Source organism: Elusimicrobium simillimum (genome assembly GCF_049639735.1).
GTDB lineage: Bacteria > Elusimicrobiota > Elusimicrobia > Elusimicrobiales > Elusimicrobiaceae > Elusimicrobium > Elusimicrobium simillimum.
The window spans coordinates 71,842-96,737 of the sequence record NZ_JBEVVA010000003.1 but is presented as its reverse complement, the minus strand read 5'-3'; the positions used below and the strand labels follow the sequence as shown (position 1 = coordinate 96,737).

The window sequence follows — 24,896 nt, the reverse complement described above, 5'->3', positions numbered from 1 at the left end:
CCTAATGGCGGGGCTTTTTTGTATACCGTTGAAAATGACCGGCCTTGCGGGGGTGTTCAAAAAAGGTTCTACTGGGGAACAAAAAGTGTGTTAGTAATTGGTAATAAGAAAATGCAATTTAACTGCGCTAATGTTGCCTTTGCCACGCAAAGCGTAACAACCCAAGCGGTAGATGTTTACGTCGCGGCTTTGAAGCCGCTCCTCAACATGACAACTTTTTTATTAAACCCAAAAACAAAACAGCAAGAAAAGTACATGTTAGGGCAAGGTATTGACAAACAGCCGTTTTCTCCCTTTTGTAAAGGGAGTACGGCGCAGCCGGGAGGGATTTAATGAAGCGAGGTACGAGCTTTGCCGCGTAGTAGCGGAGCGAAGACGGGCGCAATTAATTAATGCCGTTATATTTTCTCCCCTTTATCAAAAGGGGAGTACCCGCAAAGCGGGGGTAGGGTTATAAATGCCGTTATAAAATAAAGTGCCGTTCCCTCAGCGAGGTACGAGCGTGAGGGGACCAAGTAAATTTTCAGCTAAGTTTGTATATATTAATACCGCGCTATTTCAGCATATCCCCAAAAGTTAGCTTAACCTAAAACATATATCAATACCTCCTAAAATGATAAAATATTTATAAGCTTAAAATCACAAGTGTTGCCTGCGCGCAGGGCTAGCAAGCCCGCTACGCAGCCGCTTGTATAAAGCTTATACTAAACCGGAGATATATATGGCAAAAATAGACGTTACCACACGTAACTTAATGCTGGACAGCTTAAGACAATACGCCAAAAATAATATTTCGTTCAACTTCCTTAGAGAACACGACGAGAAAAATGAAATCCCCCTCAGTCTTATTAAAGACATGTACGACCCCAATGTTTTGGGCGTTCATCTTCTTTTAATCCCCATAGAATACGGCGGCCTTGCAGGCAGCACAACAGACATTTACAGAATTTGTGAAGAACTTGCCAGGATTGATCTTGGCATAGGCACATCTGTATTCGCTACATTTTTAGGTTCTGACCCGCTTAACGTTGGCGGCACCCAGGAACAAAAGGCCAAATGGTTTGGCAAAATAGCCAGCGAACAACTTTTAGTAGCGTACGGCGCCACAGAGGCCGACGCCGGCAGTGACCTTGTGTCGCTCCGCACCCGCGCCGAACACGTTGTAGAAAACGGCGTACTTAAAGGCTATAAAATCACAGGCAGCAAAATGTGGATTTCTAATGGCGGCGTGGCCGATATTTACACAGTTTTAGCCATAGCCCCGGCGGCCCGTCATGGTTTATTATGGAGAAGGGCGCACCCGGTTTTACCCAGGACGCGCACGAAGATAAGCACGGCATCAGGCTGTCAAACACAACAGGCCTTTCCTTTGACGAAGTTTTTGTACCTGTCGAAAACCTTATCGGTCTTAAAGAAGGCCAAGGGTTATTACAGGCGCAGGCCGTATTCGGCTACACCCGTTTGATGGTGGCCGCTTTCGGTTTAGGCGCGGGCGAAGAAGCTGTAGAAACAGCCGTTCAGTATGCCCAGCAGCGTGTGCAGGCGGGCAGCCCGCTGGTTGATAAACAAGGCTATATGCTCAAGTTTATTACGCCGCACTATATCCGCTTTGAAGCCGTAAGGTCTTACATTGACTGGGTTGCCAAACAGTTAGACGTTAACAACCACGGCCTTGCTACAGAGGGCGCGATAGCAAAATACTACGCTACCGAAGAGGGCAACAACGCGGCCGAGCACGCCATACAGGCGCTTGGCGGCTTTGGCTATACTAAAGAATTTTCCGTAGAAAAAATAAAAAGGGACGTTAAAATTACCTGCATTTATGAGGGCACCAGCGAAGTTATGGAAATGACCATTTACCGCGGGCGCTGGCAGGAACATTTAAAAAGCCGCGGCCAGTATTACATAAACATGGCTGCAGAAATGGACGCCGCCCACGCCAAAAACCCTAATGTAGGCGCGGACAGCGTAGCCTTAGGTTTAAAAGCCTTGGCAAGAATACTTGAAGAATGCAGACTGCAAAAACTTACGAGGCACCAGTTTGTTACATTTAAACTTGGCGAACTTATTTCTAACGCCGAAGTGGCCTATATCTTTGCCAAAGACTGCGCCGAAGGTAAAATTACCGAGGGCTCCCGCTTTGACCTTGCCACATTACAAACAATGTCACGTGTTTTGGCGAGAGAGATGGCTTTTGACGTCGCTTCAAAAGGTTTAAAATACGTACTTGGCGCGGGCAACGCAAACGCGGCGCAGATGAGCCAGGACGTAAACCTTATTGCTATAGAAGACAAAATGCGCGGTATTATTGAAGACAGTGATACAGTATCACTCAAATTAAAAGAACTTTTCAAAAAATAGGAACGAATATGAATATAGTTGTTTGCATAAAACAAGTGCCGGACTCAACCCAGGTAAAAGTTGACCCTAAGACAGGCACATTAATACGCGCGGGCGTACCCAGCATTTTAAACCCGTATGACCACTATGCTCTTGAGCAGGCCATAGCTATCAAGGCAAAAACAGGCGCCACGGTTACCGTTTTATCCATGGGCCCGGCGCAGGCATTGGCGGTTATACGCTTAGCCTTAGCTTTAGGCGCGGATAGAGGCATTTTACTTTCAGGCCGCGAGTTCGCGGGCTCTGACACATGGGCAACATCTTACGCTTTGGCCCAGGCTATTAAAAAAATAGGCAAAACTGATTTAGTGCTTTGCGGCCAAATGGCAATTGACGGCGACACCGCCCAAACAGGCCCCGGCATAGCATACCACTTAGACATGCCCCAAATTACATTTTGCACCGCTGTAGACTCTGACGGCAGAAAAGCTGTTGTAAGTAAACTTATTGACGGCGGGCACCAGGTAATGGAAGCTGACCTTCCGGCCCTTATCACAACAACAATGCCGCATGATTACCAGGCCAAATACCCGTCATTCTTAGGCGCTTTTCACGCGCAGGAAAAACCTGTGGAAACATGGGGCGCGGCGGATATTAACGCCGACGCTAAAAAGCTTGGCTTAGACGGCTCGCCCACACGCGTGGGCCGCATTTTCCCGCCGCCGGCCAGGGCAAAAGGCGAGATTTTTACAGGCTCCGCGCCTGACCTTGCCGCCAGAATAGTGGACATTTTGAGAAAGGAGAGTTTGATTAAATGATTAACATAGGTTCTAATTGTATAGGCTGCGGCAAATGCGTACGCACATGCCCCTTTGGCGCGCTTACCATGGTGGATAAAAAGGCCGTGGTCAACTCTTCCTGCACAATGTGCGGCGCTTGTATACCCGAGTGCCCCATAAAGTGCATTACCATGCCCGCGCAGGCGGGCCCGGCGGCTGATATATCCGCCTACAAAGGCGTTTGGATTTTTATGGAAGTTATAACCGAGGGCGCTGTGCAAAAAATACGCCCCGTAGGTTATGAGCTGTTAAGCAAAGGGCGTGAGCTGGCCGCTTCTTTAGGCGAAGAATTATGCGCTGTTGTAATTGGCGATAGCATGCAAAATTCTTTTGCTGAAATTTCCTCATACGGCGCCAGCAAAATTTACAGTGTAAACGGCGCGGGTTATAAAGATTATAATACCGACGCTTACGCTAACGCCATGATACAGTTGATTAAAAAATATAAACCCAGCATTGTTTTGTTCCCGTCAACATATGTGGGCAGAGATTTATCGCCAAGAATATCATCTGAAATATTTGTAGGTTTAACAGCCGACTGTACCGCGCTTTCAATAAACGCGGACCGCAATTTGGTGCAAACACGTCCCGCTTTTGGCGGCAATATTATGGCGGATATTTTAACGCCTAACCACCGCCCGCAAATGGCCACCGTAAGACCTAATGTAATGAAGAAAGAAGTTTCGGCCCCCGGCGCGAATGCGGCGGTGATTGAAGAGGCTATCGCCATTACACCCAAAGCTGCCAGAGTAAGAATACTTAATAAACACATTGACCCTGTTAACGAAAGCGAGAAGCTGGATGAGGCGGAAGTTATAATTTCCGGCGGCAGAGGAATGAAGACGGAAGTCGGTTTTAGCTTGCTTGGTGATTTGGCCAAAGAACTTGGCGGAGCGGTTGGCGCAAGCAGAGCGGCCATAGACCTTGGCTTAATTGAAAAAGAAAAACAGGTTGGCCAAAGCGGCGTTACCGTACGCCCCAAACTTTACGTAGCGTGCGGCATAAGCGGCGCGGTACAGCATACCGTGGGTATGGACGCATCCGACACTATCATTGCCATTAACAAAGACCCGCAGGCGCCTATATTTAACGTCTGTAAGTTTGGTATAGTGGGCGACGCGCACCAGATACTGCCAAAAGTAATAGAAGAAGTTAAAAAATCTAAATAAAAAAAGCCCCGCTCAAATGAGCGGGGGTTTTTATATTTTTATTTCTTATTCCACGGCACACCAGCTTTCACTTTTGAGCGTTTTTTTATTTTCTTGACCTTGCCGTACGCTTCGCTTTTAAGTACTGTCTGCGGTCAAGAAAATAAAAAACCACTTCAAAATTGAAAGCGATGGATAAATGAAGTGTGGCACACTTCTGTTATGGATCTATGTATTCACCCTCACCCCAGCCCTCTCCCTCGGAAGGGCGAGGGGGATAAAAACCACTCAAAATCCTGTGAAATTCAGTAACACAACGACACTTATTTTTATTGCTTGAGACCCTCACGCTCGTGCCTCGCTGAGGGAACAGCTAACAGCACTTATTTTAGTTCCTCCCCCTCTTACGGGGGAGGAAGTTTTGACGCGGTGTTTTTTGCGAAGCAAAATGCGGCAAAGCAGGTGAGGGTATTTTTGCCGTAAGTGTTGATTATCTGAATCTACCCTCTTGGAAGTCTTTTACCATTTGCGCTATTTCCGGGCGCTTGAATTTGGTGACAAGCTGCACCGCGTCGTATTCGCGGTGGTTGAAGGAGGACTCGCTAAATATATACTGCTTACGCAAGTCTATTTTAGGAAAGCCGAGTAAAAACTTAACAATCTCAGGCTTTTCATAATGTATTGCCGCCGTAAGCAGTGTATGGCGTTCAAAGGTGTGGTGGTCTAACATGCGGTAATAGTATTTATTAATTTTCTTCTCGCCGCTTTTAATAATAAACTTTTTTACTTTTTCGGTTTCGCCGTTTTGTATGTAATCAAGCACGTAGTTATCGCCAAAGCTTTTATGCATTTTTACTATCATAAAAAGCGCGGGCAGCGCCATTAGCATTTGCATGTAAAAGCGCAGGTCCTGCGGTCTTAAGTATTTGGCTATGTTAGCTAACAATGTGCTCTCCTATTTACAATTGGCGGCCGCGTATAAAATAGCTGCTACCATACTTTCGGGGTCGGCCTCATTCTTACCCGCTATATCAAAGGCGGTGCCATGTGTGGGCGACGTTCTTACAAACGGCAGGCCGTAGGTAACGTGTACTATAGGTTCCTGCGCCGCCAGTTTTAGGCCTATCATAGCCTGGTCATGATACATACATATTATACCGTCAAAAGCGCCTTTTGTGTGTTTGGTCCAAAGCGCGTCTACTGATATTGGGCCCTGGACATTTAGGCCCTCTTTTTTAAGTACAGTTACCGCGGGGCGGATAATCTCGTTCTCTTCTTGTCCCAGCTTGCCGCCGTCGCCTGCATGCGGGTTAATGGCCGCTATGCCGATGCGGGGCTTTTTAATGCCTTTAGCGGTAAGCGCTTTTTCAAATAAATGCGCGGCGTGTATAATTTTTTTAGTGGTAATTTCTTTAGATAAATCTTTAATAGCAAAGTGTTCTGATACTAAAGCCACGTTTAATTTACCCGTGGTAAACATCATAAGCACGCGTTCAAGCTTTGCAAATTCTTTTAAAAATTCCGTGTGTCCGGTAAATTTTACGCCGGCCATATTCCAAGATTCTTTAGAAACAGGCGCGGTTACCATAGCTTTAACTTCCCCTTTTGATGTTAAGCGCGAGGCCATGGCAACGGCGTTAAAAGACGTAAGCCCGCCGTATATTGTGGGGCACGGTTCTGCGGGTAAAGCGCCGCTGAGTACCGCGGCGGTGTCTACAACAGTCCCCATGTCAGGCGTAAAACCAGCTTTTATAAGGGCGCTTTTATCACCTATTACTACGGGGGTGCACACGTTTTTTACGAGCGCGTTTTTTAATGCTTTTACTACAATTTCGGGCCCTATACCCAGAGGGTCGCCAGAGGTTATTGCTATTAACGGTTTCATTGCTTGTTCCTTTTAAAGTTAAAAAGGCTCTTAAACTTTTATATTTAAGAGCCTTTTACGTTTTATTGTTAATCACAAAAAACTATTTTTTAGGCTCTTCCTTTTTTACTTCTTTTTTAGGTTCTTCTTTATTGGCTGCGGCTTCTAAAGCTGTAAAGTCTTTATTAATTTTAATCTCGGCTTTGGAATGCAGGTCTTTAATATAATCTGTAATGGCTGTCTGTATTCTCTGCCCGGCTATATATTGGCCGAACTCACGGGCTGTTTTGTCAAAGGTTACTTCCTCGGCCGCGGCCTTTTCTTTAATTCTGACTATATGGAAGCCGGCGTCTGTTTTAATAACGTCGCTTGTTTTGCCTACGTCTAAAGAAAACGCTTTGTCTTCAAGGTTTTTAACTTCTTTAGGCAGTGTGCCTTTAACTAAAATCATGTCGCCGCCGGTCTGCATGCTTGCTTTATCGTCAGAGTATTTAAGCACCGCGTCTGAGAATGAGGCGCCAGCGTCAAGTTCTTTTTTAATTTCTTTGGCTTTGGCTTCTTTTTCTTTCAGTTCCGCCGCTGTCATTGTTTTGGGGGCTGATACAAATATGTGGCCTACTTTTACTTTAGGGGCGGCCATTTGGCTAAGGCGCGCCGCTATGTCTTCTACTTCCTGCTTATGTTGTTTGTCGGTAATTTTGGCAATCTTTTTTGTGTCTTTATCCATAACGGCCTTAACTTCATTAAACAGGCCTCTGGCGTCTTCTTCGGTTACAGGCGTAACTTTGCTTACTATAACTGTTTCAACAAATTTTCTGGACATAATCTGCTTGGTCAGGCGGTCTTTAAACTGTTTAAGGCTGAGGCCTTCTTTTTTAAGTTCCGCTTCAAAAAGTTTGTTGATGTCTTTATCGTTGCGTTTTTTGCCTGTTTTAGGGTCTGTGTCGGGGATTAACTGTTTTTTAGCGGCGTTAAGCGCTTCGGTAATTTCCTCGTCACGGGCTTTTACGCCTTCTTTTTCGGCGGCTTGGTAAAGCAGCTCGTCGTTAACCATTTGTTCCAAAATTTCCTGCTCCAGTTTAAGCTGGGCTAAAGGGTTTTCCATAAGCTGCGGCGCGGCAAGCTTATACTGCGCTACGTAAGCATTGGATACCTTGTCAAAATCTGACTGTAAAATAGGTTTACCGTTTACTGTGGCTACGGCGGCGTCTAATACAACCGCGCCCGCGTTGGCGCACATAAAAATGAGAGCGGCCGCAACTGCTAAAAATTTATTCCTGTTCATATTTTTTATATACCTCTACTTTATATTTTTCAGATAAAGAATTTAAATAGTCATCCAGCTTTTTTTGTTCTATTATCATGGCAATTCTGGGTTCTGCGTTTTTTTTGTTAATACGTTCTTCTTTCACTTTATATATTATATGAAATCCGCGCGGAGACTTGAAGAAACCTTGTACGGAGTTTGACGGGGTGTTAGCAACCGCGTTTTCAATCTCCGTTATAAACTCGCCCGGTATTATTGATACCGTTTTGCCTTTGTCGGCGTTTTCCACAGGGTCCATGCCAAACCTTTTGGCAAGTTCTATAAAACGTTTTTCCCTGTTGGCGCTGCTGGTGGCCTTTAGCTCCCTAAGTACTACGTTGGCGTCGTCCGCTTTGGCTAAAAGCATGTGCCTTATGGTAAATTCATAGGGGTATTTTTTGGCGTAATCGTCTATTTCTTTTTTTGTGGCTTTTATTGTGCCCTTTTCTTTAAGCTCTTCCAGCCACATGTTCATAAGAGTTTGCTGTTTAAGCATTTCAAGGCTTCTGTCAAAAGACTTTTGTATGTCCGCAACGGTTTTTGTGTACTTTTCGCTTCCGGCGGTGTCGGAGTTCTGTGCGGCGGTTTGCATAAGGCGTTCGCGCACCATAATGTTAAGCATGTTATCTTTGCCAAAATCAGTAGCTAAAAACTTTTTATAAGACGCGTCTTCCCCGGCTAGCGCGGCGTCAAAATCCTTCTGTAGGATAAAAGTATTGTCCACTCTGGCCAAGGCGTCCTGCGGGACAGGCGCGGGAACTTCCTTATTGCAGGAAAACCCGAGAATCAACAGTCCCAGAGGTAAAACAATAAATTTTCTCATATAATTAATTTACCATTTTTGAAAGTTCTTTTACAGCAGTATTATTTGTATTTTAATATAATAGATTTAATGACGACTAAACGCCTGTTCTGGCTGCTTTTTTTTATAAACCTGTTTAACTATATAGACAGGCAGATGCTGTTTGCCGTTTTTCCGTTGGTTAAGGCGGACCTTGGCTTAAGCGACGCGCAGCTGGGCAGTTTAGCCTCGGCATTTATGGTGGTGTATATGGTGTACGCCCCGGTGGCCGGGTATTTTGCGGACAGAACGCCCAGGCAATATTGGATGGGCGCCAGCGCGGTTTTGTGGAGTGTGGCCACTTCTCTTACAGCTTTTACGGGCAACTTTAAACAACTTCTTACCGCCCGCAGTTTAATAGGCGTAGGCGAGGCGGGCTTTACCACAGTGGCACAGGGTTACTTGGCCGAACAGTATCCCCGTGACAGACGGGCCAGAATACTGGCGGCGTTTGGGTTGGCTTTGCCGCTTGGCAGCGCGTTAGGTTATTTTTTAGGCGGGCTTTTGGGCGACCATTTTGGCTGGCGTGCGGCGTTTATGGCGCTGGGTATACCCGGGTTTTTCCTGGGTTTGCTTGCTGTTTTTAAAATTAAAGACGCAAGAAAGTTTGTAGAAGGGCAGTATGAAAAACCAAAGCTTATAGGCTATTGGATTTTGCTTAAAAATAAAAGTTTTATTTTTATTTGCCTTGCGCAGGCTTTTGCCACTTTTATTGTGGGCGGGCTGGCGGCGTGGCTGCCAACGTATTTTAACAGGTTTTTTGGTTATAGTGTGGCTAAGTCCAGCATGCTCTTTGGCATTATGATAATTTTGGGCGGTGCGCTGGGCACATTTTTGGGCGGGCAGATAGCTGATAGGCTGCTTAAAAAAACGCACAGAGCGTATTTTGTGACGGCGGGTACCAGTTTTATTTTAGCCATGCCTTTTGCCGTGCTGGCTGTAATGGTGTCCAGTTTTAAATTGTCGCTGTTTTTCTTTTTTGTGGCTATAATGTTTGCCTCTATGCAGACGGGGCCGCTTAACGCGGCTATTGTAAATACAACGTCGCGCGTAATGCGCTCAATGGCGTTTGCTTTAAATATTTTTATAATACACGCCCTTGGCGACGCCATATCGCCCATGATCATAGGTAAAGTGTCTGACTTGACTGATTTAAGAATAGCTATTTTGGTATGTTTGCTGGCCGTAGTGCCTGCCAGCATATTCTGCGCTTTGGCCGGATATACGGCAAAGAAACAATCGAATTAGTTTTATCCGGATTTTTGTGGGCCCAAAGACCTATATGTTTTTAGGTCTTTGGGCCCATGTTTTTTGATTGATTAAATATTATTCTTTTATTATGACAATATATAATATTTTAATAAAAAAGGTTGTAACTGTTGCGGTACTTCTTGCTGTTTTGGGCAATACCTGCGTATATGCACAAAACGGTGACGCTGTTTTACTTAAAAAAATACCACACAAAGGTAAACAACAGGCCGGCCCGCAAACACTTGCAGAATACATAGAAAGGGGCAAAAAAGATAATATCGTCCTTCAAGAGGAGGATATTGAGGACACTATCTACAAAGTGAGCCTGGTTGCAATGGGGAGTTATTATTTGGCGCGCGGCCTTTGGGGAAGGCACTCAAAAAAACAGGCTGCTAAAATGCTGGAAAATTTATCTTATAATAAGGAATTTATTAAAGACGCAATAGATTACTGCACACATACAAAAGATATTAAAATGCGTAACACACTGTTGGAGCTTGCTAAAGCCAAAGACGCCAGCTATATGAAAACCTTTTTAGCTTTAGAAGAGGCTGAGTTAGACTATAACATCAGAATAATAGAAAACTTTCAAAAATATATTGATGGTTTACCCGCAACTAAATTTGCAAAGGCAAAAACGCTGTCTTTAGCTAGGCTGAGAGCAATACGTTATGCTATAAAACAGGGTAATTTTACACACAATATATTTTTGGAAAAAGAAAATCTTTATAAACTTATAGAAAAGCATGAGCTGCCACAAAATATGTCTTTGTTGAGAGTCAGGGCGGATATTTATGCCCATGCCAAACCTAAACTGGCGGTAAACACTTCAGCATATTTAAATAAAGATTTTATGAGTTTTGAAATAAAGTTTATTAAAAAAGGCGCCCCCAGAGTAGCATTATATAAATGGCTTAATAGGTTTTTGCTGGCGGGGCTTTTTGTTGCGGTTGTAACAAGCGCCAATGCGGAAACAGAAAAGAAAGTTGAGCGTGTGCAAAATAATTTTTCCCTCTTGTTTAAAGCCGACGCGCAAACCGTGCAAGCGATAGAGGCTAATCCTGAGCTTTGCGGTCTTGTTAAGGCTATTTTAAACGAACGTCATAATCTTGCTGTGAGCAGCGCCGAAGAGCAGGAAGAATATAAGCGGGAAATGGAGCTTAAGAAAAAGCAAATAGATTTTAGTACAAGAAATAACAAGTTTTCTTCTTTAGGTGTTAAAACAAAAAGATAATTAATATTGCAAAATTATTTTTATAGGATATAAAAGCCCCGCTCTGTTTGAGCGGGGCTTTTATTTTAATCTTTTTATTTAGCCGCAGCTGCGCCGGCTTCTAACGCTTTTCTGTTTAGGTCAAGCATTTCCGGCTTAGCGCGTTTAAATACTTTTTTCATTGCCGCCGCTATGGCGTCTATGCTGACTGCGCCCGTGGCGCCGACAAACGCGCCCAACGCTATAAGGTTGGCCACTTTTGTGGTGCCTAACTGCGCGGCAAGTTCGTTACAGGCAATGTTTAAAACTTTAATGTCCGTTCTTGTAGGTTTGGAGTGTACGAGCGAGGTGTTTATTATAAGTAAACCGCCTGGCTTTATTGTAGGCTCAAACTTGGCAAGAGAAGGCTCGTTCATTACAATAACCGTATCGGGCGCGGTTACGATAGGGGTGTAAACTTCCTCAGATGCTACCACTACGGAACAGTTGGCTGTGCCGCCCCTCATTTCCGGCCCGTATGACGGGAACCAGCTTGCGTTTTTACCGTCTATTAGGCCCGCTTGGGCTAAAAGTACGCCGGCGGATACTACGCCCTGCCCGCCAAAACCTGATATTTTTATACCTTGATACATATTATTTGCCCCCTTCGTCTTTAAATACGCCCAGCGGGTATTGCGTCATCATATCCTTTTGTACAAATTCTAAGGATTTTATAGCGTCCGTACCCCAGTTTGTGGGGCATTGGGATAAAACTTCAATAAGGCTGAAGCCTACATTGTTAACCTGGTTTTCAAAAGCTTTTTTAATGGCTTTTTTAGCCTTGATAACGTTGGCGGGGACGTCTACGGCTACTCTTTCAAGGTACTTTGCGCCTTTAATTTGGCTGAACATTTCGCAAATGTTTATGGGGTAGCCTTGTAATAGCGGGTCACGCCCTTTGGGGGCTGTTGTCGCTACTTGGCCGACTAAAGTTGTCGGCGCCATTTGGCCGCCTGTCATACCGTAAATTGCGTTGTTTATGAAGATAACGGTAATGTTCTCGTTTCTGATAGCGGCGTGCACAATCTCGCCCATACCGATGGACGCTAAATCGCCGTCGCCCTGGTAGGAAAATACTATGCTTTCGGGTTTTGCTCTTTTAATGCCTGTTGCTATGGCCGGGCCTCTGCCGTGCGGGCCTTGTATTGTGTCGCAGTTAAAGTACGCGTCGGCAAATACGGCGCAGCCTACAGGGGCTACGGCGACAGTGCGCTCTCTAATGCCCAGCTCGTCCATGGTTTCGGCTACAAGGCGGTGCACTACGCCGTGGCCGCAGCCGGGGCAGTAGTGAAAAGGTACGTCTGTTAAGCTTTGCGGTTTTTTAGTAATAGGATTCATAATTATTTGCCTCCTTTGCAGCCGGTAGGATTGTGAGGAAATAATTCTTTGTCCCCGCCGGAAATTACTGAGTTTATGGCAACTTCAATCTGCTCGCCAGCGGGCATAGCGCCGCCCGGGCGTGCGTGTAAATAGACGGGCACTTTACCGTTAACGGCAAGTTTAACGTCCACTATCATTTGCCCCAAACTCATTTCAACGGCTAACATGGCTTTGCATTTGCCGTTGCCCGCAAGTTCGCAAATTCTTTTGTACGGGAAAGGCCATAAGGTTATAGGGCGGAAGAGACCAACTTTAATGCCTTTTGCCCTGGCCGCTTCTACGCCAGCCAGTGAGGCGCGGGCGGAAATGCCGTAGGCTACTATTATAACCTCAGCGTCTTCTGTGTAGCGTTCTTCAAAAAGTACTTCTTTTTCTTCTACTATGGAGTATCTGTCGGCTCTTTTAAAAACGGCTTTTTCAAGTTCGCCGTCTTTAAGCGCGTAGGAAAATACCATTCTTTTGTCTCTGCCCGGGTTGGGGCCTATGGCAAAGTCAGGCTCTTTTAAGTCTTTAGCCGGGTCTACGGCTTCAAAGTTAAATGACATGCCTTCCATCATTTGGCCCAGTACGCCGTCGGCCAAAATCATGGCGGGTATTCTGTATTTTTCGCTCAGTTCAAAGGCTAATTTAGGAAAGTTGCCCATTTCTTCTACTGAGTTAGGCGCCAAAACTATTGTTCTGTAATCGCCGTTGCCGCCGCCTCTGGTTGCCTGAAAATAGTCGCCCTGCGCGCCTGTAATATTGCCCAGGCCCGGGCCGCCGCGCATAACGTTGGCAATTAAGCACGGTAAGTCCGCGCCCGCTATATAGGAAATGCCCTCTTGCTTTAAGCTGATGCCGGGGCTGGAGCTGGACGTCATGCTGCGCACGCCGGTAGCGGCCGCGCCGTAAATCATGTTAATGGCGGATGTTTCGCTTTCCGCCTGTACAAACGCGCCGCCTCTGTCTTTCATATTAGCGGCCATATATTCGGGCACTTCGTTTTGCGGGGTAATGGGGTATCCTGCAAAAAAGCGGCACCCGGCGCGGATTGCGCCCTCGGCCAAAGCTTCGTTGCCTTTCATTAAAACTTTTTCATTTTTCATATCTGTAGCCTTATTTCCTTTTTTATTCCCTCTACCCACTGGGGGAGAGGGCAAGGGTGAGGGGGAATATACACAAAATGTACACAAATATGTGTTGTCCAACCCACCTAACTCGCTGTGCTAACGCGTATATATAACTACTATAAAATCCTACTTAAAAACCGTTATCGCCAAATCCGGGCAGACCAAGTAACACATGCCGCACCCTATGCAGGCGCTTTGGTCGGCCATTTCGGCGGGGTAATATCCTGTTTTGCTAAAATTTTCTGATTTTCTAAGACATTTCTTTGGACATGCTTTTACGCATAAGTAGCAGCCTTTACAAAGTTTATCACTTACTTCTATTTTTGGCATAAGTCCTCCATTGTACGGGAACCGTACATATAAAGTTTAATACTTTTAAGGGCAAAACACAATTTTGTTAGGTTAAGCAAACTTGTTAATAAGCACCGTTTTTGTTATTCTATAGTTGTTATGTTAATAAGGAGATAATTATGAAGAAACTGCTTATAGCTTTATTGGTTTTAGCTTTGCCTTTTTCCGTTTTTGCCAAAGAGCTGGTAATTTACCACACCAGCGACACCCACGGGTTTTTCTACCCTGAAAAAGATCCCAGAAATAACCGCATGTGGGGCGGGTTTGCCGCGGTAAAAAATGTGGTAAAAAAAGAAGCTTTGCCTCATATATTTTTAGACAGCGGCGACTATTCTAACGGCACGGCCGAAGTTAAAAATACCAAAGGTAAAGCGGCTATTACAATGATGAACGCCATGGGTTACCAGGCCACAACAATAGGCAACCATGAGTTTGATTTTGGGGAAGATAATTTTCTTGCCAATATAGCGTTATTTACATTCCCCGTTTTAAACGCCAATGTTTGGGACGCCAGAACAAAAGAACTTTTAACCGGTACCGCGCCGTATAAAATATTTATTGTGGACGGCATTAAAATAGCCGTAATAGGCATAGGCAAAGACGGCGCCAATAAACATTTTAAATTCAAAAACACAATTTCAACAATTAAAAAAATGCTGCCGGAAATTAAAACGCATAACCCGGACGTTATTGTGCTTTTAATACATGATTCCTACGGTGACGACCGTGAACAAAAAGGCGTAACTAATAAGCTTATAGCAGAAAAAATACCTGAAATAAACGTAGTACTTGGCGGCCACGCGCATAAAGAGTACCAGAATTTATATGTGGGCAGTACACTTTTGGCGGAGTCAGGCGCTAACCTTAAAACAATGTCTAAAATTATGATTACTTTAGACGATAAAACGGGTAAATACAAAAGCGCTTCCTCACAGTTAATATCTCTTTACATTGATACAGTTGGCGAAGACGCGGAAATTAAAACCCTTGCCGAAAGCCTGCGTATACCGGGCATAGACACTAAGCTTGGCAGCACGGCGGGCGAGGTAAGCAAATTCCCGGTAAAAGACGGATGTATGGATTCCCCTGTTAATAACTGGGTGGCGGACCTTATGGCCAAACATGTCAGGGCGGATTTTGCCATGCACAACGTAGGCGGCGCCAGAATCTCACTGCCCGCGGGTGATATTACTATGAGAGACATGGTAACCTTGTTCCCCTTTGACAATAAAATAGCTTTAGTCGAAGTAGACGGCAAATTTATTAAAAATCTTATACGTAACAGTATTAAAAACGGTAACAGGGCTTTGTATAATTTCCATGGGTTAACCGCTAAATTTAAACTTAAAAATAAAAAAGTTAAAAACCTGGAAGTATTTATAAACGGCATACCTGTTGACGATAAAAAAACATACACCATGGTTACCAACGAGTATATAGCCAACGGCAATACCGAGGGCTGGATGTTTAAGAAAATTGAAGACGACAAAAAAACTTTTGTAGACATGAGTATAAGAGGCATGTTGGTGGACGACCTTAAAGAACACAGCCCGCTTATACCTTTAAACAATGAGTGCAGGCTGCAAGTAGTTAAATAATGATAAGAACATGCAAGTTTTTAATAGTTTTTACAGTGGTTCTCCTGGGGTTTTCCTGCCGGGAGAGCCACCTTACGTCTATTAATATATACCACACCAGCGGCGCGGGCGGCATGTATTACAGCCGGCCCGAACCTGTGTATGACAACCAACAGGCGGGCGGTTACGGCGTATTAAAAAGTTATTATGAAAAAGAGTACGGCAAAAAAATACTACTGGACAGCGGCGACTGGTTTTCCCAAACACCCGAGGGCGCTATAGGCAAAGGCAGTGTGGCGCTTTCCGCTATGGGCAAAATAGGATATGACGGCACCGGTATAAGTTATACGGACCTGGTGATAGGCTGGACAGCTTTAGCCCAAAGCATAAAATCCGCGCAGTTCCCGGTAATCTCCTCAAATCTTAAAACATCAAAGGGCGCGCCGCCGGCGCATGTTAATAAATTTATAATAAAGGATGTTAACGGTATAAAAATAGGCATATTTTCGCTGGTGGTAAAAACCTCTCTGCCCGGCACGCAGACAAGGCTTGGCGACGTTACCATAACGCCTGACGTGGACGCCGCTTTACAAACGGTGGATGAACTTAAAAATAAAGAAGTTGACACTATTATCCTGCTGGCCGATATTGGTGAAAATGAAGAAAACTATTCCGAGCGTGATTTGGCCGAGCAGGTGGAAGGCATTGATATTATTTTAGGCAGCGCCTCCCCGGGGGAAGAAGCTGCTCTGGAAGAACATAATTCTGTTTATATAGTAAGAACCGCGCCGTTTTTAACAGAAGTCAGCAAACTGACAGTTAAGTATAATTCCGACAAAAAAATAAGCGCTATAGATTTTGACTCCATTCCTCTTTTAAAAGAACGTTACGGGGAAGATGAGGAAGTAAAAAAAGAAATTGATTCTCTGCGCCAGGTTACCCACAGAAAACTTAATAATATGGTTACTGACGCGCACGATGATATTGCTGATATTGATAATGCCCCCGCGTACCTTGGCGAGATTGTAGCGGGCTGCATGAAAGAATGGGGCAAAAGCGATATAGGAATAATAAACTCAGACTCTTTACGCGCGTCAATTAAAAAAGGGAAAATAACTGAATATTCTTTATATGAGCTTTACCCGTATAACGATACCATTATGTCCATACGCATAAGGGGCGACGAAATAAAAAATGTGCTTGAACGCAGTATTGTGTCCAGAAATAATTTCCCGCAAATTGCCGGCATGACTGTGGAATATGACAGCAAGGCCGCCGAAGGCGACAAAATAAAAAATATTTTGATAAATGGCCGCAAAGTAAGCCCCAATATGATTTACCGTATGTCCACCACGGACCATATTGTGGCGGGCGGTTTTGGCCATGACGAGTTTGTAAACGTGGTTGAGTTTAAAAACACCCGTGTGGACGTACGCACGGTGCTGCGCCAATGCTTATCTAAAAAGAAAAAGGGCATTAATAATCAAGAACCTTCCGGCTGGAAAGATATTTCTAAATGAACCCCAATATAAAAAAGCTACGTATAGGCACCTTTATAGCGCCCAACAATTTATTGCTTGCCCCTATGGCCGGCATTACAGACACGCCGTTTAGAATAATGTGTCTGGAAAACGGCGCGGGCATAGTATGCGCGGAAATGGTGTCGGCCAAAGCGGTGGAATATAAAAATGAAAAAAGCGTACGCATGCTTAATGTGGACGCTAAAGAGCACCCAGTGTCTATGCAGATTTTTGGCGGTGACGTAAATTCTATAAGCATAGCCGCCCGTATGGCGGAGCGCGCGGGGGCCGATATTATTGATATTAACGCCGGCTGCCCGGTTAAAAAAATTAACAAAGCAGGTGCCGGATGCGTGCTGATAAAGGACGAAAAAACTTTAGCCGCTATTGTAAGCGCGGCGGTAAACGCCGTTAAGGTGCCTGTAACTCTTAAAACAAGAATAGGTTTAACAGAAGGCAGTTTTGTGGGTGACCGTTTAGCCAAACTGGCGGCGGATGAAGGTGCCAGCGCAATTATAATGCACGCGCGTTATGCCAGTAATATACACAATGGACCCGCTGAATTGGACGCACTTGCCAAGGTTGTTGCGGCCGCCAAAATACCCGTAATAGGCAATGGTGGTATTGTGGATGTTGCGGGGGCGAATAAAATGTTTGAGACAGGTGTTGCTGGCGTTATGATAGGGCGCGGAGCGCTTGGCAACCCAAAGATATTTGAAAGTATTGTTAACGGTAAAGATACTCCTTTTACACAGCGTGAAAAAGTAAATACCTATCTAACGCTTATCAGAGAAAACGTAAAATTTTACGGCGAAAAATCAGGCGTGGCCCGCAGCCGCAAAACTGTCGGGTTTTGGTTAAGCGGTTTTCCCATGGCCAGCCAGATGCGCTCTAAATTTGTATTGATAGATAATTTAAAAGATATAGAAAGCTTGTTTCAGGAATACAGATGAAAATAGTAACCGCCCAAGAGATGCGTGATATTGAAGCCCGCGCCCAAAAAGAATTTGGCATGAGCGAAGAGTATCTTATGGAAAACGCCGGGCGCAGCATAGCCAATGAACTATTGGATAATTTTTATACAGAGATTTGCGGCAATAAAAAAATATTAATTATTTGCGGCAGCGGCGGCAATGGCGGCGATGGGCTGGTTGCGGGCAGGTTTTTGGCTGAGCAGGGCGCTTACGTGTGCTGTTATATGGTTAAACGGCATAAATATAAAGATGTTGTGCAAAACAATTTTGATAAAGCGCAAACCGCCAAAATGCACCTAGCATTTATAACAGATTTGGCGGAGCTTAAAGAACGCGCGGCGCAGGCCTATTTGATAGTGGACTGCCTGCTTGGTATCGGCCTGGATAAAGAAGTCAGCCCGGTTTATAAAGAAATTATTAATATTATTAATGAGGCGGACGCTAAAAGAATATCTGTAGACGTGCCCAGCGGCCTTAACGCCGACACCGGCGCGGCTATGGGCGCCGCCGTAAAGGCGGACTATACGTACGCCATGGGGTTTGTTAAAAAAGGCTGTGAAACGGGTAAGGAATATTGCGGCGCACTAAAACCGCTTTCAATAGGCCTGCCTGAAGATTTTATTTAAAATAAGTTTGTGCTTTTTCCTCTCCCTCTTAGGGGAGAGGTCGAGATGAACGAAGTGAATCCGGGTGAGGGTGCTATAGTTGTTATCAATAAAGGCACTTATTTTATAACGGCGCATGTTTGTGTATAACACCCTCACCCGGACTCGCTATGCTCGTCTCGACCTCTCCCCTAAGAGGGCGAGGGGGGATTCTCTTGTATACGCTGGTGTTTTTGGCGTTGGTTATAAGCTCTTCGTTAAATTTAATAAAATTATTTTCCCCGCCTGTAAATATTTTGTTTTCAGCTTCAAAAGTGTAGCTAATAGAATCTTTGTCCGTGCCGCTGTATCCTATATTTTCCCACATTCTGGCGTAGCCTTTATTCATGCCCCAATGCGCTGTTATTTTTATGGTCCCCTCGGTTATTTCTTCACCCGGCCAAAGGTCTTTAAACGGGACTATTTGTTTTTGCGCTAACGGTGTTTCGGAAGCGGAGAACTCCACATCCGCTTTGCTTAGTCCTAGCGAGAAAAGCGTGTTTTGCAAAATATTATCCGGAAAATCTTTTCTTGTTACAAAAGTTTTGCCGTCCATATTTATAACAACCGCGTTTTGGTTAAAAGCGTTAAGCATATAAACAAAATCACGTTGCTTGAACGGATTTATAAAAATGCTTGCCGTCATAATTACTAAAAGAATAGCCACCACAATCTTTTTATGTTTAAACATATTTGAGTTATAAATAAAGAATAAGCACACAAAGAAAATTACCACAACAGGCACGCTGAGCGCCGGCATATCCAGCGCGGAAAACGAGAAAGAACTAAAGAAATCCACCAGCAATTTAAACAGCCAAAGAACTGCGTAGCAAACTGCCCAAACAGCCTTAAATATAAATTTAACACCTATAACTTTTGCGCTGTAAAGTAAAAACCCCAGCCCCATTAGCACGGCGGACAGCGGCACCAAAAATATATTTGACACAACCGCCGTAACTGAAAACCTGTAGAAAATATTGGAATATATAGGCAGCAGCGCAAGCTGTACCGCCGTTGTAATTAAAAATATTTCAAGCGGCGCCTTTATATAAACAGGCCACTTGGGCGGCACGCGAAATGTAGTTACGGAAAGCAAAATAATGGCTGTAGCTAAAAATGACATTTGAAAGCCGACGTCGTTAATGCTCTTAGGGTTAATCAGCAAAATTATTAAAGCCGCCGCGGCCAGCCCGTGGAACGCACCCGAGTTTCTGCCCGCTTTTATACCGATAGATGCGCATATTGTCATAAGGTACGCCCTAACCAGCGGCGCGTCGGCCCCGGCAAGAACTGTGTAAATGCCGGCAAATACTAATGCCAGCGGTAAACGCAAATTATACTTAACGCCAAAAAGCACGCAAAGATAATAAATTATCAGCGTAATAAACCCCACATTAGCGCCTGACGCTACCAGCAAATGCATTGCGCCCGAATCATTAAACGCTTTGTGCAGTTCGGTTGGTATTTGCCCTTTTTCACCCAGCACCACGCCGCCAAGTATAGCGGCGGAGTCCGCGTCAAAGTTTGTTGTAAAAACATTTAAAATATCTTTTCTAACATAATTTAAAGCGCGCACGGGCAGCGGGGCGGGCTTGATAATGTCCACGGTATCGGCGTTAAGTTGTGTGTAAACGCCTTTGTTGGCTAAATATTTTGCCCAGTCAAAGTTGCCTTGAACAGAAATTGAAAACGGTTTTTTAAGGTAGCCGCGCAGCTCAACAGTGTCCATAAACTCCGCCGGGGAATATTCGGGCATATAGGCATAAGTGCGGGATTTTGTTTTAATACCGTCAATAGACTTCACGTTTATTATGGCGGTAGTTTTCTCGTTTTTAGTTTGCGGGTTTTGTGTGACAACGCCTGTTATTACAACTTCTTTAGGCGCGTCGTAGTAAATATCGGTGTCAGGTATGTTGGATGGTTTGGCAAGAATAAAGATTACATAGAATATCAAGAAAAGAAAAAGAGGTCTTTTATAATAGTCTATGTGCATAGGCCCTCTTATAGTTTGGTGCGGCCTTTGAGTGAGTATCCAAGCGTCATTTCGTCAAGATAGTCCAAGTCCCCGCCCAGCGGCACGCCGTAACCTATGCGGGTAACTTTGCCTACTAAACCGCGCAGCGCGTCGGCCAGGTATAGTGCGGTTGTCTCGCCCTCGGTGTCAGGGTCTGTGGCTATAATAACTTCTTTTATAGGTTCTATAGAGTTATGTATACGCTCAATAAGCTCTCTTATTTTTATGTTTTCCACGCCCCTGCCGTCTATGGGTGAGAGCGAGCCGTGCAGTACGTGGTACAGGCCTTTAAAGGCGCCTGTTTTCTCAATAGCTTCAATATCCTGCGGTTCTTCTACTACGCAAATTGTGTCCTGCTCGCGCGAGTCATCTTCACATATAGCGCAGGAGCCGTCCTCGCTGTAAGAATAGCAGATTGAGCATAGTTTAATATTTTCACGCAGAGCTTTGAGCGATGAAATAAATTCGTCTATTTCACTCTCACTGGTTTTTAAAAAGTAGGAAGAAAACCTCTCGGCCTGCCTGGGGCCTACGCCCGGCAAGCGTCTTAAAGCGCGTACTAAACGGTCAAAGCTTTTCATTAACTTATAACCTCACCGGGAATAATGTTTAAAATATTTTTTACATAAGCGGGTACTTCACGGTTAAGCGACGCTGCGGGGGCGTCAAACTCGGCCGAAAAGTCCGCCTTAACAAAAGGTTCTTCTTTATAAATTATTTTTTGCCCGTCTTCTTTTGGCTGCGGCGCGGGCGCGGAAGATTGGAAATATGTTTTTGTTCCCGCTTCGGGCGCGGCCGTCGTCAGAGGCGCTGCTTCGGCGTTTACTTTAAATGTGGGTTTAAATACGGGTTTAGCTTCTGTCTTTTTAACTTCGGCTTTAGTTATTGCAGGTGTTGCGTCAGCCACAAAAACAAAATCAAGGTTTTTGTTAAAAAGTTCTTGCGCTTTTTCTTCCAACTCAGCTATTTTTACCTTTAAAGCCGTTGCGTAAAAGCTGTTGGCTGAATTAAACGTTAATGTCCAGGTGTCGCCGTCAATATTTGGTGTGCAGTTGTTAAGCGCGTCAAAGATAAAAAAGTTATCTTTAAAACTTATTTTAAATTTTTGGTAGTCTTCGTTGGTTGCCTGCGCTTTTTTAAGTAAAGCGGGCGCTCTTTTGGGCGCAATAGCGGGGATAGGCTCCGCTATTTTGGCGTGCGCCACCTTGGTGGCTTTAGGTTTTGGTTCTTCCAATGGTTCTACTTTAGCTGTGGCGGTAACTTCTTTTGGCGTTATTACTACTTCAGCCACGGTTGGCTGTGGTTCCTGCGCGGGCGCGCTATTTAAAGTTTTTTTTTCTATATTATCAAACGCGCCGCCTTCTATAGCGCTTTCCAGCTGTTCAAGACGTTTGATAAAAGCGTCAATGTCTATGCAGGAGTCCATTACCGTAAACAAACCTACTTCGGCGGTAATAAGCGGGGTGTCGGCAAATTTGGTTTCTTCTATAACTTTGTTAATCTTTCTTGTAAACGCGGCTATAAAAGCGGGTGAGGAGGACTGCGCCATTTCTTTAGCGCCCGCAAACGGCTCGCTGCCGTGGCCTATGCTTAGGTAGAAAATGTTGCCAAGCGTATTTTTTAAATCACGTAAAAATGACAGCGGGTCATAGCCTTCTTTATCGATAGTTTCAAAAACGGCGTGCATGGCGCTGGAATCTTTTTTAAGTAAAGCGCTTACTGCCGCTTTTAAAATATCTTCAGGCATTAAACCAAGCATGTCTATAACTAAAGCTTCTGTTATAACACCGTCTGAAAACGATATCGCACGGTCCATCATGGTAAGCGCGTCGCGCAGCGCCCCGCCCGCCTGCGCCGCTATAACGGCAAGCGCTTTGGGTTCTATATTAATATTTTCTTTTTTAGCTAAACCGGCAAGGTGCGCGGCAATATCTTCTTGCGTAATAGGCCTGAAGCGGAAGGTTTGGCAGCGGCTTGAAATCGTGGCCGGCACTTTGTGTTTTTCTGTAGTGGCTAAAATAAAAACTACGTGAGACGGCGGTTCCTCAATAGTTTTAAGTAAAGCGTTAAAAGAACTGTCTGAAAGCATGTGTACTTCGTCCAGAATAAAAACTTTAAAACGGTCGCGCGACGCGGCGAGTGACACTGTGTCTATAATAACTTCTCTTATTTTTTCAACCTGCGTGTTAGACGCGGCGTCCAGCTCTAATACGTCCATGTCTGAGCCGGCGGCAATTTCAAGACATTGCGGGCATTTGCCGCAAGGCGTGGGGGTAGGTTTGTCGCCGTGGCCTGTGCAGTTAAGCGCTTTTGCAAAAATTCTGGCGGACGTTGTTTTACCGCAGCCTCTGGGCCCGTAGAACAGGTAGGCGTGGCCAATGCGGTTAAGTTTAATAGCGTTGGTTAAAGTTTTTGATATGGTTTCTTGGCCGACCATATCCTCAAAAGTCTGCGGCCTGTATTTGTTAGACAGGCTGACGTACCTGTCGGAATCATTAAACATGTCCATTATTTACTCCGGTTATTTACTTAAAAATTGTTTAGACTCTATAACTGCTTTTCTAAAGTCCAGGCTGTATTTGCCGGGGCCTAAAAGTATTACAGTTATAAGCGGGGCCAAAGATAAAAGGATAAAAAACAAAAACACCATATTTGTATGGCCCGCGTTAAAAAAGAAGCCGTTAATTATATTAAAAACTATTACGCCAATTGCCGCCGCCCGTGTTCTATACCCCAGCAGCAGCGCAAAGCACGCACATAATGCCAGCAGACACAATACGATTACCACGCCTGAGGGCACTGCAAAGCCGGTAAGCGCGGCGTAATTATGCGCCAGCGTTCTAAAATTAAGCATTATGCCGATAACAAAATAAAGCACCGCGCCCGAAACTAACAAACGGGATATAAGCATGGCTATAGAGAACATGGTTTCATCTACTACGCAGCGGCATTCTGTCTGTATCTTCATAAGCCCTCATTATTTAAAATATAAGCTGGATGAGAGAGAATAATAAGTTCTTCTTTTAGAGGAATCAATATCTCTTATTTCCACATTGCCCGTGACTGAAACGCCCCAAAGTTTAATTGTAAGACCGGCGTTAACAGACTGGTAATCATTACTAGCCCAGTATTCCTTAGAAAGAGAATAGCTGCTGTGCAGGTCAAAATATTCCGTGGGGAATACGGCGTAAGTATCCCAGTAATAATCTAAAAAAGAGCGGTTAACCGTAACAAAGTACGGCATATCTATCCATACATTGCCAACTTCGGGCGGGTCTTCACTAAAATATGCTTTTGCAAAAACAGTTCTTATTTTAACGGGTTTGATTGTGGCGCCGGCCATAACGCTGGGCCTGTATTCGTCCAGCTCATAGTCCGCTATAGCGTTGTTGCCTGTGTCAAAATAGCCGGGCCTTTGCTCGTGTCTTAGATATTTGCCGGCAACGCCAAGGTAAATCATTTCATACCAGGTTTTTGTGCGGCCTACCAGGTAATACTTTATGTCGCCCTCGGCGGAATAATTGAGGTAGCCGTTTTTTCTGGGGACGAACCCGCCCTCTACGCCAAAGGCTATTCTGTTAGGCTGGTAATCAAGCCTAAGGCCGAATTTGTTTATACTGGGGGATTCATCAGTATCTTTATAATAAGAATATTTAGGTGTTATTGTAAGATTTTCGTCGTACTGATACGCCAGAGAACCGCGCACCGCGGCAAACCCGCTCTCGCCCGTAACGGCGGATACGGACACCTGCGCCGCGCCATATACCGGCAACAGCAAAACAGCTAATAATAATACCCTTTTCATAATATTATCTTAGCAATTTTTGAGCGTTAAAAATACAGCGAGAGGCCTGCGTCAAAAATGTAGGCGTCATCTCTAAATTTATATTTATAATTGCCAAATAAACTTAAGTTTTTTGACAAATACACGCTTTGCGCGGCTGTAAGGTAGTCGCTTTTGGCGTAGTGGCCGTCTGTGCCTACCTCGTAATGATATTCAATAGCTGTTTTTAAGGAAGTGTCCCAGTTTATTACAAGCCTGCCAAGAGCGCCGGTGCCCAGGTAATAACCGTTAGAGGAGTTGTTGGCCTCGGCGTCCGCCTTGATAAGGGCAGAGAAATCAGCCATTTTGCCAAGCGGCAGCGTTAAACCAAAGTTGTTTTTAAACTCAAGGCCTTTGCTTCTGGCCCCGCTGTAATTTTCTTTATCATAATAGTAGCCAAGCATGCTTGAAAAAGATAATTTGTTGGAAAACCTGTCAAAGTATGGCAAGGCCGATAAAGACAGAAAAGCAACACTAAAGTCAAAGTTTTCCGGAGACGGATAATATTTAAGCTGCACATCCATAAGTTTAAGGTTAAGCTTATGGGGGTAGCCTGCTTCGTTATCCATAAGGTCATGGGAAAACGCGCTGAATTTTAATTTTACAAACCCGGTGTCGCGGTAGCGGCTGTAACCGTAAGATACGTCCACGCGGGCTGGGTCG

At 44.7% G+C, this 24,896-nt stretch carries 25 protein-coding genes; 11 read left to right on the top strand and 14 right to left on the bottom strand.

The annotated features are described in order from the left end of the window. Positions 1 to 18: 18 nt before the first annotated feature. From AAIR98_RS01060 to AAIR98_RS01040, 5 genes are all read left to right on the top strand, one after another. Positions 19 to 333 carry a hypothetical protein gene (locus tag AAIR98_RS01060; protein ID WP_423970360.1) on the top strand — a complete coding sequence of 105 codons (315 nt, stop codon included), beginning with the start codon at positions 19 to 21 and terminating at the stop codon, positions 331 to 333. Between the two features lie 388 nt (positions 334 to 721). Continuing rightward, positions 722 to 1,465 carry an acyl-CoA dehydrogenase family protein gene (locus AAIR98_RS01055; protein ID WP_423970406.1) on the top strand — a complete coding sequence of 248 codons (744 nt, stop codon included), beginning with the start codon at positions 722 to 724 and terminating at the stop codon, positions 1,463 to 1,465. Next, a complete protein-coding gene (locus AAIR98_RS01050) occupies positions 1,465 to 2,361 on the top strand; it encodes an acyl-CoA dehydrogenase family protein (RefSeq protein ID WP_423972029.1) in 897 nt (298 codons plus the stop codon). The genes AAIR98_RS01055 and AAIR98_RS01050 overlap by 1 nt, the downstream gene beginning before the upstream one ends. Before the next feature lie 8 nt (positions 2,362 to 2,369). After that, positions 2,370 to 3,158 (top strand): electron transfer flavoprotein subunit beta/FixA family protein, encoded by a 789-nt coding sequence (locus AAIR98_RS01045; protein ID WP_423970358.1) that lies wholly within the window; start codon positions 2,370 to 2,372, stop codon positions 3,156 to 3,158. After that, positions 3,155 to 4,348 carry an FAD-binding protein gene (locus AAIR98_RS01040; RefSeq protein WP_423970357.1) on the top strand — a complete coding sequence of 398 codons (1,194 nt, stop codon included), beginning with the start codon at positions 3,155 to 3,157 and terminating at the stop codon, positions 4,346 to 4,348. The genes AAIR98_RS01045 and AAIR98_RS01040 overlap by 4 nt, the downstream gene beginning before the upstream one ends. A 469-nt stretch (positions 4,349 to 4,817) precedes the next feature. Here the strand turns inward: AAIR98_RS01040 and AAIR98_RS01035 are convergent, their stop codons facing one another. The 4 genes from AAIR98_RS01035 to AAIR98_RS01020 all read right to left on the bottom strand — a co-directional run bounded on the left by AAIR98_RS01035 (position 4,818) and on the right by AAIR98_RS01020 (position 8,320). Beyond that, a complete protein-coding gene (locus tag AAIR98_RS01035) occupies positions 4,818 to 5,273 on the bottom strand; it encodes a hypothetical protein (protein ID WP_423970356.1) in 456 nt (151 codons plus the stop codon). A 9-nt stretch (positions 5,274 to 5,282) separates the two neighbouring features. Further along, on the bottom strand, positions 5,283 to 6,212 hold the full coding sequence (gene pdxA / locus AAIR98_RS01030) for a 4-hydroxythreonine-4-phosphate dehydrogenase PdxA (RefSeq protein WP_423970355.1): 930 nt from the start codon (positions 6,210 to 6,212) through the stop codon (positions 5,283 to 5,285). Positions 6,213 to 6,294: 82 nt separating this feature from the next. Then, positions 6,295 to 7,476 carry a peptidylprolyl isomerase gene (locus tag AAIR98_RS01025; protein WP_423970354.1) on the bottom strand — a complete coding sequence of 394 codons (1,182 nt, stop codon included), beginning with the start codon at positions 7,474 to 7,476 and terminating at the stop codon, positions 6,295 to 6,297. Beyond that, positions 7,463 to 8,320: a peptidylprolyl isomerase gene (locus AAIR98_RS01020; protein ID WP_423970353.1), complete on the bottom strand. Its 858-nt coding sequence runs from the start codon at positions 8,318 to 8,320 to the stop codon at positions 7,463 to 7,465. Before AAIR98_RS01020 ends, AAIR98_RS01025 begins: the two co-directional genes overlap by 14 nt. A gap of 69 nt (positions 8,321 to 8,389) precedes the next feature. Between AAIR98_RS01020 and AAIR98_RS01015 the strand changes: the two genes are divergently transcribed. Continuing rightward, entirely contained in the window at positions 8,390 to 9,586 is a 1,197-nt protein-coding gene (locus tag AAIR98_RS01015) for a spinster family MFS transporter (protein WP_423970352.1), read from the top strand. A gap of 91 nt (positions 9,587 to 9,677) precedes the next feature. Continuing rightward, complete coding sequence (locus AAIR98_RS01010; protein ID WP_423970351.1) at positions 9,678 to 10,823, top strand: hypothetical protein; 1,146 nt, start codon at positions 9,678 to 9,680, stop codon at positions 10,821 to 10,823. A gap of 74 nt (positions 10,824 to 10,897) precedes the next feature. On the opposite strand, the gene AAIR98_RS01005 is transcribed toward AAIR98_RS01010, so the two are convergent. The 4 genes from AAIR98_RS01005 to AAIR98_RS00990 form a co-directional block, all read right to left on the bottom strand. Next, positions 10,898 to 11,434, bottom strand: a complete 537-nt coding sequence (locus AAIR98_RS01005) for a 2-oxoacid:acceptor oxidoreductase family protein (protein WP_423970350.1) — start codon at positions 11,432 to 11,434, stop codon at positions 10,898 to 10,900. Between the two features lies 1 nt (position 11,435). Further along, on the bottom strand, positions 11,436 to 12,179 hold the full coding sequence (locus tag AAIR98_RS01000; RefSeq protein WP_423970349.1) for a thiamine pyrophosphate-dependent enzyme: 744 nt from the start codon (positions 12,177 to 12,179) through the stop codon (positions 11,436 to 11,438). A gap of 2 nt (positions 12,180 to 12,181) precedes the next feature. Continuing rightward, the gene (gene vorB, locus AAIR98_RS00995) at positions 12,182 to 13,306 is read right to left on the bottom strand and encodes a 3-methyl-2-oxobutanoate dehydrogenase subunit VorB (protein ID WP_423970348.1); all 1,125 of its coding nucleotides are present in this window, start codon (positions 13,304 to 13,306) and stop codon (positions 12,182 to 12,184) included. 150 nt (positions 13,307 to 13,456) lie between these two features. Further along, positions 13,457 to 13,660, bottom strand: coding sequence for a 4Fe-4S dicluster domain-containing protein (locus AAIR98_RS00990; RefSeq protein WP_423970347.1), 204 nt, complete (start codon positions 13,658 to 13,660; stop codon positions 13,457 to 13,459). A gap of 140 nt (positions 13,661 to 13,800) precedes the next feature. Here AAIR98_RS00990 and AAIR98_RS00985 point away from each other — a divergent pair, with 140 nt between their 5' ends. The 4 genes from AAIR98_RS00985 to AAIR98_RS00970 are packed head-to-tail and all read left to right on the top strand — an operon-like array spanning position 13,801 to position 18,378. After that, a complete protein-coding gene (locus AAIR98_RS00985; protein ID WP_423970346.1) occupies positions 13,801 to 15,279 on the top strand; it encodes a bifunctional metallophosphatase/5'-nucleotidase in 1,479 nt (492 codons plus the stop codon). Then, positions 15,279 to 16,778 carry a bifunctional metallophosphatase/5'-nucleotidase gene (locus tag AAIR98_RS00980; RefSeq protein WP_423970405.1) on the top strand — a complete coding sequence of 500 codons (1,500 nt, stop codon included), beginning with the start codon at positions 15,279 to 15,281 and terminating at the stop codon, positions 16,776 to 16,778. The genes AAIR98_RS00985 and AAIR98_RS00980 overlap by 1 nt, the downstream gene beginning before the upstream one ends. Continuing rightward, positions 16,775 to 17,731, top strand: coding sequence for a tRNA dihydrouridine synthase DusB (gene dusB / locus AAIR98_RS00975; protein WP_423970343.1), 957 nt, complete (start codon positions 16,775 to 16,777; stop codon positions 17,729 to 17,731). The genes AAIR98_RS00980 and dusB overlap by 4 nt, the downstream gene beginning before the upstream one ends. Then, on the top strand, positions 17,728 to 18,378 hold the full coding sequence (locus tag AAIR98_RS00970; RefSeq protein WP_423970342.1) for an NAD(P)H-hydrate epimerase: 651 nt from the start codon (positions 17,728 to 17,730) through the stop codon (positions 18,376 to 18,378). The genes dusB and AAIR98_RS00970 overlap by 4 nt, the downstream gene beginning before the upstream one ends. 103 nt (positions 18,379 to 18,481) lie before the next feature. Here AAIR98_RS00970 and AAIR98_RS00965 read toward each other — a convergent pair whose 3' ends face one another. From AAIR98_RS00965 to AAIR98_RS00940, 6 genes are read right to left on the bottom strand one after another with little or no spacing between them, the layout of a single operon-like run. Continuing rightward, a complete protein-coding gene (locus AAIR98_RS00965) occupies positions 18,482 to 20,389 on the bottom strand; it encodes a ComEC/Rec2 family competence protein (protein ID WP_423970404.1) in 1,908 nt (635 codons plus the stop codon). A gap of 8 nt (positions 20,390 to 20,397) precedes the next feature. Next, the gene (gene recR, locus AAIR98_RS00960) at positions 20,398 to 20,991 is read right to left on the bottom strand and encodes a recombination mediator RecR (RefSeq protein WP_423970403.1); all 594 of its coding nucleotides are present in this window, start codon (positions 20,989 to 20,991) and stop codon (positions 20,398 to 20,400) included. After that, positions 20,991 to 22,919: a DNA polymerase III subunit gamma/tau gene (gene dnaX, locus AAIR98_RS00955; RefSeq protein ID WP_423970402.1), complete on the bottom strand. Its 1,929-nt coding sequence runs from the start codon at positions 22,917 to 22,919 to the stop codon at positions 20,991 to 20,993. Before dnaX ends, recR begins: the two co-directional genes overlap by 1 nt. 12 nt (positions 22,920 to 22,931) lie before the next feature. After that, the gene (locus tag AAIR98_RS00950) at positions 22,932 to 23,378 is read right to left on the bottom strand and encodes a DoxX family protein (RefSeq protein ID WP_423970401.1); all 447 of its coding nucleotides are present in this window, start codon (positions 23,376 to 23,378) and stop codon (positions 22,932 to 22,934) included. A 9-nt stretch (positions 23,379 to 23,387) separates the two neighbouring features. Next, on the bottom strand, positions 23,388 to 24,215 hold the full coding sequence (locus AAIR98_RS00945) for a hypothetical protein (protein WP_423970400.1): 828 nt from the start codon (positions 24,213 to 24,215) through the stop codon (positions 23,388 to 23,390). A 26-nt stretch (positions 24,216 to 24,241) separates the two neighbouring features. Beyond that, complete coding sequence (locus AAIR98_RS00940) at positions 24,242 to 24,883, bottom strand: DUF7840 domain-containing protein (protein ID WP_423970399.1); 642 nt, start codon at positions 24,881 to 24,883, stop codon at positions 24,242 to 24,244. Between the last annotated feature and the right edge of the window lie 13 nt (positions 24,884 to 24,896).